At 74.7% G+C, this 12,388-nt stretch carries 8 protein-coding genes and 1 pseudogene; 5 read left to right on the top strand and 4 right to left on the bottom strand.

Going from position 1 to position 12,388, the window contains the following annotated elements; all coding sequences use genetic code 11:
* Positions 1 to 70: 70 nt before the first annotated feature.
* On the bottom strand, positions 71 to 2,704 hold the full coding sequence (locus tag ACIHCL_RS22815; RefSeq protein ID WP_399864321.1) for an FtsX-like permease family protein: 2,634 nt from the start codon (positions 2,702 to 2,704) through the stop codon (positions 71 to 73).
* A 140-nt stretch (positions 2,705 to 2,844) separates the two neighbouring features.
* On the bottom strand, positions 2,845 to 3,582 hold the full coding sequence (locus ACIHCL_RS22810) for an ABC transporter ATP-binding protein (RefSeq protein ID WP_399864319.1): 738 nt from the start codon (positions 3,580 to 3,582) through the stop codon (positions 2,845 to 2,847).
* A gap of 143 nt (positions 3,583 to 3,725) precedes the next feature.
* Between ACIHCL_RS22810 and ACIHCL_RS22805 the strand changes: the two genes are divergently transcribed.
* Both ACIHCL_RS22805 and ACIHCL_RS22800 read left to right on the top strand, forming a co-directional pair.
* On the top strand, positions 3,726 to 4,955 hold the full coding sequence (locus tag ACIHCL_RS22805; RefSeq protein WP_399864318.1) for a sensor histidine kinase: 1,230 nt from the start codon (positions 3,726 to 3,728) through the stop codon (positions 4,953 to 4,955).
* The gene (locus ACIHCL_RS22800; protein WP_399864316.1) at positions 4,943 to 5,602 is read left to right on the top strand and encodes a LuxR C-terminal-related transcriptional regulator; all 660 of its coding nucleotides are present in this window, start codon (positions 4,943 to 4,945) and stop codon (positions 5,600 to 5,602) included. Before ACIHCL_RS22805 ends, ACIHCL_RS22800 begins: the two co-directional genes overlap by 13 nt.
* A 261-nt stretch (positions 5,603 to 5,863) precedes the next feature.
* On the opposite strand, the gene ACIHCL_RS22795 is transcribed toward ACIHCL_RS22800, so the two are convergent.
* Complete coding sequence (locus ACIHCL_RS22795) at positions 5,864 to 6,751, bottom strand: ABC transporter ATP-binding protein (protein WP_399864315.1); 888 nt, start codon at positions 6,749 to 6,751, stop codon at positions 5,864 to 5,866.
* A 267-nt stretch (positions 6,752 to 7,018) separates the two neighbouring features.
* On the opposite strand from ACIHCL_RS22795, the gene ACIHCL_RS22790 reads away from it, so the two are divergent.
* Positions 7,019 to 8,146, top strand: coding sequence for a M24 family metallopeptidase (locus ACIHCL_RS22790; RefSeq protein ID WP_399864314.1), 1,128 nt, complete (start codon positions 7,019 to 7,021; stop codon positions 8,144 to 8,146).
* Between the two features lie 237 nt (positions 8,147 to 8,383).
* On the opposite strand, the gene treZ is transcribed toward ACIHCL_RS22790, so the two are convergent.
* Positions 8,384 to 10,201, bottom strand: a complete 1,818-nt coding sequence (gene treZ / locus ACIHCL_RS22785) for a malto-oligosyltrehalose trehalohydrolase (protein ID WP_399864313.1) — start codon at positions 10,199 to 10,201, stop codon at positions 8,384 to 8,386.
* 181 nt (positions 10,202 to 10,382) lie between these two features.
* Between treZ and ACIHCL_RS22780 the strand changes: the two genes are divergently transcribed.
* On the top strand, positions 10,383 to 11,966 hold the full coding sequence (locus ACIHCL_RS22780) for a GH1 family beta-glucosidase (RefSeq protein WP_399864312.1): 1,584 nt from the start codon (positions 10,383 to 10,385) through the stop codon (positions 11,964 to 11,966).
* 139 nt (positions 11,967 to 12,105) lie between these two features.
* Positions 12,106 to 12,376 (top strand): annotated as a pseudogene (locus ACIHCL_RS22775) (alpha-L-fucosidase); the annotation flags it as partial.
* Positions 12,377 to 12,388 lie beyond the last annotated feature (12 nt).

Raw genomic sequence — 12,388 nt, 5'->3', positions numbered from 1 at the left:
ATGGACCGGAACCGTGCCGAGCCGCGCCTGCCGGCCCGGCTCCGGACGAGCCGGCAGGCGCGGGGAGCGGTCAGCGCCCGCCCGACGAGCCCCGGCGCATCGTTCCCAGGCCGGCCGCCACCAGTACGGCCAGCGCCAGCACCCCGTACCGCACCGGGGACAGATAGGGCGGGGAACCGGCCGTCGACAGCGCGAACGGCACCAGCGGCACCGCCGCGACCAGCGTGCCGATCGCCAGACCGGCCACCGTCACCAGGCCCGTCTCCAGCACCAGGGTCCGCCGCACCTGACGGCTCCCCGCACCGACCGTCCGCAGCAGCCGCAGCTCCGCGGCGCGGCCCGCCGTGATCAGGGACAGGGTGCTGACCACCGCGAGCAGGGCGAAGCCGCCGACGACGCCGACCCCGATCACCACCAGGGCGTCGTCCCGGCCCGACGTGGACGGGGCGATCCGCACGTCGTCCGCCGTCGCGGCACGGACCCGCACCCCCGTGTACGGGGCCAGCGCGCGTCGTACCGCGGCGGTCGAGGCGGCACCGCCGTCCGCCGTGCGGACCAGGATCCGCTGGTCGCGCGGCGCTTGGACATGACCGACCAGGGCCTCGCGAGGCAGCAGGAACTCACCGAGCCCCAGGGCCCGTTCGTAGAGCGCCACCACGCGGAGCCGTACCTCCGTGCCGTCCCCCAGACGAAGCGCCACCGAGTCCCCGGTGCCGACGTCCAGATCGGCGGCGCGGTCCCGGCCGAGCGCGACCGTGCCCCGGCCGGTGAGGTCCGCGAGGTCGCCGGAGGTGACGCGCGGATCGAGGGTGCCGGGCAACTGGCCGGCCGTCACCCCCAGGACCGGGAACCGGACCAGCTCGGGATGGCCCAGCTCGCGGCGGGCGAGGACGACCGTGGAGCGGAGCACACCAGTCGCCGCCGTCACACCGGGGGCCTCGCGCACCGCACGTGCGGCATCGTCCGGCAGCCCGCCGGCCGGCCCGGTCACCACCAGGTCCGCCCGGAGCGCGGCGGCGGCCTGCCGGTCGGCGGCCCGCTCCAGCGTCGAGCCCGCCGACAACTGCACGCAGACGAACGCGACGACGAGGACGACCGGGGTGATCGCCGCGCCGAGGCGCCGATGGTGCGCCGCCGCCGACCTGGCGGCCAGGAAGCCGGAGGCGCCGCCCAGCCGCCGTACCGGGCCGCCGAGCACCCGCAACGCCACCCGGGCGATCCACGGACCCAGCAGGGCCACCGCGATGATCAACGAGGTCGCGGCGCCCGACGCGGCGACCGCGGCGGCCTGCCCGCTCTGCGCTGTCGCCGTACCGGCCGCCCCGACCCCCGCGAGCGCCAGCACGGTACCGGCGACCGTACGCACCCGGCCCGGCTCGCCCGGCTCGGGCGCCCCGGCGGCGCCCAGCGCCGCTGCGGGCCGCAACCGGGTGATGGGCCCGGCCGCGAGCACCGCCACCGGCCGGGCCGGGAGCGTGATGAGAGCCACCACCGCGGCGCCCGCCGCGAACGGCAGCCACACCGGCACGGGAAGCGGCAGCCCGTCCGTGGTCAGCAGGGACCGCAGAAACAGCCCCAGCGGTATGGCTCCGAGCCCGCCCAGCACCGACGCGGCACCGGCCACCCGGGTCACCTCGCGCCCGACCGCCGACCGCAGCTGACGGGGTGTCGCCCCGACCGCGCGCAGCAGCGCCAGTTCACCGCACCGCTGATGGACCGCCTGGGAGATCGTGGTGGCGATCACCAACAGCGCCACCATGAGGACCGTCGCGCTGAGGGAGGCGAGCAGTGGCAGCAGCTCCCCGCGCAGACCGAGCGCGTCGACGTGCTCGGCCTGCCCGCGCTCCGGGCCCGTGAGGACCCGGACGGCGCGGTCGCCGTACGCGCGATCGGGCAGCGCGGCACCCAGCGACGCGCGCAGCGCCTCGGCCGGTACCCCGCGCTCGGCGATGACACCGACGGCGTCGACCGTGCCGGGATGCCCGGCCAACGCGGTGAGCCGCCGCTCGGTGAAGAAGACGACGAGGGAGCCCCCGCCCCGGCGCACGGGCTCGGCGACACCACTGACCGTGTACGGCCGGGGCGCCCCGCCGGCCTGCACCGTCAGCCGGGTACCGGGTCCGCTGCCGGTCGCGGTGGCCAGGGCGCGGTCGACGACCATCTCGTCCGGGGCGCCCGGCGCGTGACCGGCGGTCAGCCGGTACGGGGTGAGCGCGGCGGACTCCCAGGACCGGCCGACGGCCGACACCGTGCCCCGCGCCCCGCCGCCACCGGTTCCCACCGCCACGGTCACCGGTACCGCATCGTCCGCGACGGCCTTCGCGACGCCCTTGGCCGCAGCCGCCCTCGCCACCACCGAACGGTCGAGGCGGACCCGTTCGGGGAGATATGTCTCGGCGGTTGTCGGCTCGCTGCCCCAGGGCTTCGCCGTGTACGTCACCCGCTGGTCGGCCACCACCACCGCATCGGCCCCGGCGTGGCGTGCCACCGGCGGCCGGGCCGACAGCAGCGAGCCGAGGACGAGGGCGAACGCGCCGACCAGCGCGGCGGCGGCGGCCACCGCCACGAACACCGTGGCCCAGGCCCGGCGGTGGGCCCGCAGCGAACGGCGGGCGAGGAACGCCGAGGCCCGCCGCGCCCCGGCCCGTGCCTCCGCACTCCCCGGGCGCCCGCGGCCCCTTCCGCAGGCGTCCCCGGTCCGCATGTTCCCGCCCCCGGAACACCCCTGGCTTCCGGATCCGCCCCCGGCCACGTTCCCGGAACCGGTCCCGGCGCCGCGGGGTGCCGTGCCCGCAGCAGCGCTCGCCCCCGTGCCCCCGCCCGTGCCCCTCCGTGGGTGGGTGCTCATCGCAGCCGCCCGCCGTCCATCGTCAGGACGGTGTCCGCCCACCGTGCCGCCGCAGGGTCGTGGGTGACCATGACGACCGTGCGGCCGTCGGCCCGGACCGCGTTCCGCAGCAGCCCGAGCACCAGCTCCGCCGACTCCGGGTCCAGCGACGCCGTCGGCTCGTCCGCGAAGACCACGTCCGGGACGGTCACCAGCGCCCGTGCCACCGCGACCCGCTGCTGCTGACCGCCGGAGAGCGCCGCCGGGCCGCGAGCGCCGACGCCCGTCAGCCCGACCCGGTCCAGCAGCGCGCGCCCGCGCGCCAGTACCCGCTCGTCCACCGGATCGGCGCCCGCCAGCACCAGCGGCAGCACCACGTTCTCCTCGATGCTCAGCGACGGCACCAGGTTCAGCGCGTGCGACTGGAAGACGAAGCCGATCCGGTCCCGGCGCAGCCGGGTCAGCGCGGCCTCGGACAGCTTGCCCAGATCGGTTCCCCCGACCCGTACCGTCCCCGAGGTCGGGCGGTCCAGTCCCGCCGCGCACCGCAGGAACGTGCTCTTCCCCGACCCCGAGGGCCCCACCACCGCGGTGAAGCTCCCGGCCGGGACCATGCAGCTCACCGCGTCGAGCGCGAGCGTCCCCCGCCCGCCGCCCCGCCCATGGCGCCGGGTCACCGACTCCAGGCTCAGCGCGGTCGCCCGCACCTCTGTGACCGTGTCCACCCTCGATCTCACCGTTCCTCTTCCATCCATCGGCTGACCTGCACAAACGCTAGGAGGCCGGGGAGTGCGGGGCGAGGGAGCGCACACCCGGACCGGGGTTCAGCCCGCTACACCAGGAAGCGGGGGGAGACCGACACCGCGAGGCCGGGCGCCGCACCGTAACGTGGTGCGGCATGAGCACCGCCCCCGCCCCGCTGACGGTCGCCGTCCGGCGTTCCCAGGACGCCTCGCGCTACCTGTTCCTCGGGGTCGGGACCGCGCTGGTCTGCTACACGAGCACCTTCCTGGTGGTGTCGGTCCTGCTCTTCGCGGCGGTGCTCATCGGGCTGCCCGCGCTGCCCGAGGCCGTGAAGCCGCTGCGCCTGCTGGTGGAGTTCGAGCGCCGCAGGGCCGCCGAGCGGCTCGGCGTCCCCTACACGCCCGCGCCCTGGCCGGCCCCGGACGGCGGCGAACTCTCCGAACGGGTGCGGCGCGTCCTCACCGATCCGATGGTCTGGCGCGCGGTGCGCTGGTTGCCGGTCCACGCGCTCGTGGGGAACGTCTTCGGTTACCTCGCGTTGGTGCTGTGGCCGACCGGGCTCCTCGTCGACGCGGTCGTGCTGCCGGTCCAGCACCTTCTGGACCGGCGGAGGGCCGACGAGTACGGCACGCCGCCACCGGAGCGGCAGGGGTGGGCGCTGCGCTGGCACGGTGTCCTGGCCGATCTGTCGGCGAGCTGGTCGAGGTCCCTGCTCGCCCCCTCGCCGTCCGCCGTCCTCGCCGGTCGGATCGATCAGCTGACCGAGAGCCGGGCCGGGGCCATCGAGGCGCACGGCGCCGAACTGCGCCGCATCGAACGGGACCTCCACGACGGCGCCCAGGCCAGGATCGTCGCCCTGTCGATGCGGATCGGTCTCGCCAAGCAGCTCCTGGACCGCGACCCGGCAGCCGCGCGCCAACGCCTCGACGAGGCCCAGGATGGCGCGGAGGCTGCCCTGGCGGAGCTGCGGCACGTGGTGCGCGGCATCCATCCCCCGGTGCTGACGGACCGCGGACTCGCCGGCGCGGTGAGGGCGTTGGCCGCCGACGTCGGTGTGCTCGTCAACACGGACGTGGACGGCGTGGACGACGGACGACGGCTTCCGGCCGCGATCGAGGCGGCCGCGTACTTCGTGGTCGCCGAAGCGCTCACCAACATCGGCAAGCACAGCGGTGCGACGGTCGCGACGGTACGGATCGAACGGGCCCCCGGAGTCCTGCGGGTGGCCGTCGGCGACGATGGACGCGGCGGCGCGGACGAAGGCGCCGGCAGCGGGCTGGTCGGCATCCGACGGCGCATCGCCGCCCTCGACGGCACCACCCGCATCAGCAGCCCCATCGGGGGGCCGACGGAAATCGAAGTGGAGCTGCCGTGCGGATCGTGATCGCGGAGGACAACGCGCTGCTGCGGGAGGGCCTGATCCTGTTGCTCACCAGCTCGGGCCACGAGGTGGTGGCGGCCGCGGCGACCGGCCCCGAGGTACTGCCCGCCCTGTTGGAGCATCGCCCGGACGCGGCCGTGCTGGACGTGCGGCTGCCGCCGAGCTTCCGCGACGAGGGCCTGCGGGCCGCGCTCGCCGCCCGCGAGCGGCTGCCCGAGCTGCCGATCCTGGTCCTGTCGCAGTACGTCGAGGAGACCTACGCCGCCGAGCTGCTCGCCCGCGGAGCCCAGGGCGTCGGCTATCTGCTGAAGGACCGGGTGGGCCGCGTCGACCAGTTCCTCCAGGCCCTCGAACGGGTCGCGGGCGGCGGTACGGCACTCGACCCCGAGGTCGTGACCCAGCTGCTGACCCGCAAGTCGTCGGCCGAGCCCCTGCGGAACCTCACCCCGCGCGAGCGCCAGGTCCTGGAACTGATGGCCCAGGGCAAGGCCAACGGAACCATCGCCGAAGAGCTCGTGGTGACCGAACGGGCCGTGAGCAAGCACATCGGGTCGATCTTCCTGAAGCTCGGCCTGGAGGCGGACGACGGAACGGTGCATCGCCGTGTCCTCGCGGTGCTGGCGTACCTGGAGGGCAGCGGCACGCGCTGACCCCGCCGCGCCCGGGGGCCGTGCCGTGTGCCGGGCGGTCCCGGCCGTCGCGCCTGGCTCCTGCGCGCCTTCCGCGCCCGGGGGCCGTGCCGTGTGCCCGGCGGTCCCGGCCGTCGCCGCCCGGCTCCCGTGCGCCTTCCGGTCACCGCACCGGCGGTTGCCGGCCGGTCCGCCTCGGCCGTGGCGGACCGGCCCGTGCGTGCCGGCGCGGGCGGGCAGGCCCCTCCGCCTCGGCCCGGTGCCCGAGCGCGTCCCGGCTCGCTACCGGCCGACGGTCGCGGTCGGCCGCTCGCGGGGTGCGCGCGCCGCGGGCACCACGACGGGGGCGCCGTCCCCGGGCGCGTCCAGGATGTCCGCGTCGACGCCGTACAACTCCCGGACCAGCGCGGCGTCCACCACGTCGCGGGCGGCACCCCGGGCGACGATCCGGCCCCGGTTCATGGCCACGAGGATGTCGGCGTACCGGGCGGCGCCCGCCAGGTCGTGCAGCACCATCACGACGGTGCGGCCCGCCGCGGCCACCTCCCTGACCAGTTCCAGGACCTCGACCGCATGGCCCAGATCGAGGGCGCTGGTCGGTTCGTCGAGCAGCACGATCGGCGTCTGCTGGGCGAGCACCATCGCGAGCCAGCAGCGCTGGCGCTGGCCGCCGGACAACTGGTCGAGACGGCGGTCGGCCAATCCGGCGGTGCCGGTGGCGGACAGGGCCTCGCGCACGGCGTGTTCGTCCTCGCGCGACCACTGCCGGAACAGGCCCTGGTGGGGATGGCGCCCGTACCGCACGAGACCGGCGACGGTCACCGCCTCGGGGGCCTGCGGGGACTGCGGCAGCAGGGCGATGCGGTGGGCGGCGGCGCGCTGGCTCAGTTGCCAGATGTCGGCGCCGCCCGCCCGGACGGTGCCCGACTCCGGGCGGTGGAGGCGGGCGATGGACCGCAACAGGGTGGATTTTCCACAGCCGTTGGGACCAACGATGGCGACGACCCGCCCGGCGGGCACGGCCAGGTCGACTCCGGCGACGGCGGTGTGGCCGGGATAGCCGGCCGTGAGCGCCTCGATCGTCAGGTCCACGCCGGGCACCGTGCGGCCCGTGCCGGAGGCACTGCGGGGCGGGGCCGTCGTCGTGGTGGCGTCTGTCATGCCGGTCATGCCTTTCCTCGGGGCTGTCCGGGCCGAACCGGCTGTGGAGGCCGCCCTCCCGCACCATCAGCATAGGTAAGCCTAGCCTAACTGCCTGTTCGGTGCTCCGGGAGGCTTTCGCGCCCCTGTTCCGGCCGTCCGCCGAACCCCCGTTGGCCCGCCCCGTACCCGGCCCCCGTCTCCGCCACCCCGGGGTGCCGCTCGCGCCGACCGGGTGGGTGCGGGCAGGATGCCGTCATGTCCCGTCGTGACCTTCCCGCTCGTCAGGAGGCCCTTATGTCCGGTCCGAGCCGACCCGTACCGTTCACCGCCGACGACTACCGGGCCCGGATGGCGCGCGCGGCCGACGCCGCCGCCGGGGCGGGGCTCGCGGGGGTACTGGTCGCCCCCGGCCCCGACCTCGTCCACCTCACCGGCTACCAGCCCGTGAACACCGAACGCCTCACCCTCCTCGTCCTCACGCCCGGTCAGGATCCCGTCCTCGTCGTCCCGACGCTGGAGGCCCCGGACGCGGCGGAGGCCGTGGGCGGGCCGGCCCTGACCCTGCGGGACTGGACCGACGGCAAGGACCCGTACGCCGTCGCCGCCCCGCTCCTTCGGGACCGGGGGAAGTACGGGATCAGCGACAACACCTGGGCCATGCATCTGCTGGGGCTCCAGGGCGCCCTCCCGGACACGTCGTACGTCTCCCTCACCGAGGCCCTGCCGATGCTCCGCGCGGTCAAGGACGCCCGCGAACTGGAGCGGCTCGCGGCTGCCGGAGCCGCCGCCGACGCCGTGTACGAGGAGATCCTCAAGGTGCGGTTCTCGGGGCGCGCAGAAACCGACATCGCCGCCGAACTCGCCGATCTGCTCAAGCGGTTCGGGCACTCCCAGGTCGACTTCACCGTCGTCGGTTCCGGCCCGAACGGCGCCAACCCGCACCACGAGGCGGGCGATCGCACCATCGAGCCGGGCGACATGGTGGTGCTCGACTTCGGCGGACTCAAGCACGGCTACGGCTCCGACACCTCCCGCACCGTCCATGTCGGCGAACCCACCGCCGAGGAGCGGCGGGTCCACGACATCGTGCGGCAGGCGCAGGAGGCGGGCTGCGCCGCCGTCCGGCCGGGGATCGCCTGCCAGGAGGTCGACCGGGCGGCCCGTGCTGTCATCGCCGAGGCCGGCTACGGCGAGCGCTTCATCCACCGCACCGGCCACGGCATCGGCGTTACCACCCACGAGCCGCCGTACATGATCGAGGGCGAGGAGCTGCCGCTGGTGCCCGGGATGTGCTTCTCCGTGGAGCCGGGCATCTACCTGCCGGGCAGGTTCGGCGTCCGGATCGAGGACATCGTGACCGTGACCGAGGACGGCGGGCGACGCCTCAACGCCACGTCGCGCGAACTGGCGATCGTCGAGTAGCCGGGCGGCGGCGAGCGGGCGCGCACACGGTCGCCGAAGCGTGCGCCCGGCGCGGGGCACGCCCCATGACCACCGGTGCGTGCCCATGGCCACCGGTACCCGCCCAGCGACCGCGTGCGGTCCCTGCCCGCCGTTCCCGACAGGAGCCGGTTCGCGGTGGTGCGATTCACACGGGACACACGGAAGTGCGCGTCGATGCGGGGGAGTCGGACGAATCCGCCGGAGTTCGGCCCGGCCTCAGTCGTCGGCCAGCAGTACGCACGACTCCGGCGGCAGGTGCAGCAGCCCACCGCCGCCCGGTGCCTCGACGGGCTCCCACGCGGCCACCACCCGACCGCCGCCACCGCCGCGCCGCCCGCCGCCCAGCGGGATCTCGGCCGGCCTTCCGTCCAGGTTGACCGCGATCCGCAGATCGCCCCGCCGGTAGGCGAGCCAGCGCGCGTGTTCGTCGAAGGCCGTGCGCACCGACGCCAGGTCCGGGTCGGAGAGGTCGGGCAATGTGCGGCGCAGCGCGATCAGCCGCCGGTACCAGGCGAGCAGGCGGGCGTGCGGCTCCCGCTCCGGCTCGCTCCAGTCCAGACAGGAGCGGTCACGGGTGGCCGGGTCCTGCGGGTCCGGTACCTCGTCCGCGGCCCAGCCGTGCGTCGCGAACTCGCGCCGCCGGCCGGTGCGGACCGCCTCGGCGAGCGCCGGATCCGTGTGATCGGTGAAGTATTGCCAGGGGGTGCGGGCGCCCCATTCCTCGCCCATGAACAGCATCGGGGTGAAGGGCCCGGTCAGCACGAGGGCGGCGGCACAGGCCAGCAGGCCGGGGGAGAGGGTGGCCGCGAGCCGGTCCCCCCGCGCCCGGTTGCCGATCTGGTCGTGGGTCTGGGCGTAGCCGACGAAGCGGTGTGCCGGGGTGCGGGCGATGTCGACCGGTCGCCCGTGGGTGCGGCCGCGGAAGGCGGAGTACGTACCGTTGTGGAAGAACCCGCTGGTCACCGTTTTGGCGACGGCGGCCAGCGGGGCGGCGGCGAAGTCCGCGTAGTAGCCCTGGGACTCTCCGGTCAGCGCGGTGTGCAGGGAGTGGTGGAAGTCGTCGTTCCACTGGGCGTGCAATCCGATGCCGCCTGCCTCGCGCGGTGTGATCGTCCGGGGGTCGCAGCGATCGGACTCGGCGATCAGCGCGAGTGGACGGCCCTGTTCGGCCGAGAGCGCGTCGGTCGCCGCGGACAGCTCCTCCAGGAAGGTCAGCGCCCGGGAGTCGGCCAGGGCGTGCACCGCGTCCAGCCGAAGCCCGTCGCAACGGTAGTCCCGCAGCCAGGCGAGCGCGCTGCCCAGTAGATACGCCCGGACCTCGTCCGAGCCGGGCGCGTCGAGGTTGACCGCCGAGCCCCACGGAGTGTGGTGGGTGTCGGTGAAGTACGGGCCGAAGGCCGGGAGGTGGTTGCCCGACGGGCCGAGATGGTTGTGCACGACGTCCAGGATCACCGCGAGGCCGAGGCCGTGCGCGGTGTCGACGAACCGCTTCAGACCCACCGGGCCGCCGTAGGGTTCGTGCACGGCCCAGGGTGCCACCCCGTCGTATCCCCAGCCGCGGGTGCCGGGGAAGGGGCACACCGGCATCAGCGACACATGGGTGACGCCCAGCGCGGTGAGATGGCCCAGCCGGGCCGCGGCGGCGTCGAAAGTGCCCTCCGGTGTGAAGGTGCCGATGTGCAGCTCGTACAGGACGGCGCCGGGCAGCCCCCGCCCCGGCCATGCGTTGCGCCAGGCGTACGCCGAGTGGTCGACGACGGCGCTCGCGCCGTCCGGTCCGTCCGGCTGACGGCGTGAACGTGGATCGGGCAGTACGCGCCCCCCGTCCGTCCCGTCCGCGCGCCTGCGCCCGCCCTTGCCCCCGCCCTCGCCCCCGTCCGCGTCCAGGACGAATCCGTACCGGTCCCCGTCCGATGCCTCCGCCTCCACCGTCCACCAGCCGGCCCGCTCGCCGTCGCGCGCCATGGCCCGCCTCGCACCTGCCAGCCACAATGCGGCCGAGTTCGCATCCGGTGCCCACACCTCGAACAGCATGCAACGCTCCTCGTCTTCTCGATCCCCCGTGCCCCATCGTCGGCAGCAGCCGCGACGGCCGACTCACGACACTGGATCGAGCCCGTTACTGGCGATTAAGGTCTGGCTCTGATCATTGCCCTACCTGCTTTCGCTCAATACGCATCAAAACGCACTCCCTCTTACGGCTGTGGAGGCCGAGATGAATGTGCCGCGGTCGAACGCGTCGATGCCGAACGCGTCGATGCCGAGCACGCCGGGGCCGGACGCCCCCGGGCCCGGCGCGAACGCGCCGGTGGCGGAGAAGCCCGCGTCGGACGCTTCCAAGACGGCCGGATCCACGACGACAAGACCCACGGCCGGTCCCGCACCGGCCGGTTCCGAGCCGGCCGAGGCCGCCGTGTCCGAGACCGCCGCGGCCGTGCCCGCGTTCCCGCCCGGCTTCCTCTGGGGGGCCTCCGCCTCCGCGTTCCAGACCGAAGGCGCGACCGACACCGACGGCAAGGGGCCCTCCGGCTGGGACGCCTTCGCCGCGCAGCCCGGACGCATCAAGGACGGCACCGACACCACCCGCGCCACGGGCTTCCACCAGCACTACCGCGAGGACGTCGCCCTCCTGGCCGGGCTCGGCGCCGACGCCTTCCGGTTCTCCATCAGCTGGCCGCGCGTGGTCCCCGGCGGCAGCGGCGCCGTCAACCCGCAGGGACTCGACTTCTATGACCGGCTCGTCGACGAGCTGTGCGCCCACGGCATCACCCCGGCCCCCACCCTCTACCACTGGGACACGCCGCTGCCCCTGGACCGGGCGGGCGGCTGGCTCAACCGGGACACGGCCTACCGCTTCGCGGAGTACGCGGGCATCGTCGCCGAACGCCTCGCCGACCGCGTACCGATGTGGATCACCATCAACGAACCGGCCGAGGTGACCCTGCTCGGCTACGCCCTCGGCCAGCACGCACCCGGTCACACCCTCCTCTTCGACGCCCTGCCCGCCGCCCACCACCAACTCCTCGCCCACGGACTGGCCGTGCGGGCACTGCGCGGGGCGGGCGCCGACAACATCGGCGTCGCCGTCTCGCACACCCCCGTCTGGACCGCGGGCGACCGCGACGAGGACCGCTTCGGGGCGGAGCTGTACGACACGATCAGCAACTGGCTCTTCGCCGATCCCATCCTCACCGGCCGCTACCCCGACCAGAACTTCGCGGCGCTGATGCCCGGCCCGGTCGCGGACGACCTGACGACCATCTGTGCCCCGCTCGACTGGTACGGCGTCAACTACTACAACCCCACCCTCGTCGGCGCCCCCGACGGGCAGGCCCTCGACTCCTTCTCCGGCTTCGAGATGCCCGACGAACTCCCCTTCGGCATCCGGGAGATAGAGGGATACGAGAAGACCGACTTCGGCTGGCCCGTCGTCCCCGACGGGCTGCGCGAAACCCTCGTCCAGCTCCGCGCCCGCTTCGGCGACCGCCTCCCGCCGCTCTACATCACCGAGAACGGCTGCGCCGTCGACGAGCCCGCCCGCGACACCCGCCGGATCGCCTACCTCGAAGGGCATCTGAAGGCCCTGCGCACGGCGATCGACGCGGGCGTCGACGTCCGCGGCTACTTCACCTGGTCGCTCACCGACAACGTCGAGTGGATCGAGGGGGCGAGCAAGCGCTTCGGCCTCGTGCACATCGACTACGAGACACTGCGCCGCACCCCCAAGGACTCCTACGCCTGGTACCGCGACCTGATCCATGCCCAGAAGAACAGGCACCCCGCGGCCGGGAACGCCTGACCCGTACACGCCGGACTGCGGCCGGAGACGCCCGAACGCCGAGCTGTCCACTCGCGGACGGCGGCCCCGGTCGTGCACCGGTCCTCGACCACGGCCCGGACCTTACGAAGGGCCCCGTGCGCGATCGATACTTCGCGCCATGGTTGCTTCTCGGTGGTCCCGGGCCCGACCGGGGGTCTTCGTGCACTGGACGCCGGCTTCCATGCCGGGCTGGGCCCCGCCGTACGTCCCCGCGGACGAACTCCCGGAGGCGGGTCGCCGTGCCCCGCTCGCCTGGACGGCGTACGCCGAGTGGTACGAAACACGCCCTCCGCTTTCCCGGCAGCCCGGTCCGGGCCCACCACCGGGCCACCTACGGCACCCGCCCGTACACCGCCTGCGGCGGCGACTTCAACGACGCGCTGGACGGAGGCGCTGTTCGG

It is taken from the genome of Streptomyces sp. NPDC052042 (assembly GCF_044548345.1).
Taxonomy (GTDB): Bacteria; Actinomycetota; Actinomycetes; order Streptomycetales; family Streptomycetaceae; genus Streptomyces.
This window is presented reverse-complemented; position numbering and strand designations above follow the sequence as displayed.

Excerpts from the sequence above, each read along its gene's own strand:
- ACIHCL_RS22805 (WP_399864318.1), top strand. The coding sequence starts at position 3,726 with ATGAGCACCGCCCCCGCCCCGCTGACGGTCGCCGTCCGGCGTTCCCAG.
- ACIHCL_RS22815 (WP_399864321.1), bottom strand. The coding sequence starts at position 2,704 with ATGCGGACCGGGGACGCCTGCGGAAGGGGCCGCGGGCGCCCGGGGAGT.
- ACIHCL_RS22795 (WP_399864315.1), bottom strand. The coding sequence starts at position 6,751 with ATGACCGGCATGACAGACGCCACCACGACGACGGCCCCGCCCCGCAGT.
- ACIHCL_RS22810 (WP_399864319.1), bottom strand. The coding sequence starts at position 3,582 with ATGGATGGAAGAGGAACGGTGAGATCGAGGGTGGACACGGTCACAGAG.
- ACIHCL_RS22780 (WP_399864312.1), top strand. The coding sequence starts at position 10,383 with ATGAATGTGCCGCGGTCGAACGCGTCGATGCCGAACGCGTCGATGCCG.
- ACIHCL_RS22790 (WP_399864314.1), top strand. The coding sequence starts at position 7,019 with ATGTCCGGTCCGAGCCGACCCGTACCGTTCACCGCCGACGACTACCGG.
- treZ (WP_399864313.1), bottom strand. The coding sequence starts at position 10,201 with ATGCTGTTCGAGGTGTGGGCACCGGATGCGAACTCGGCCGCATTGTGG.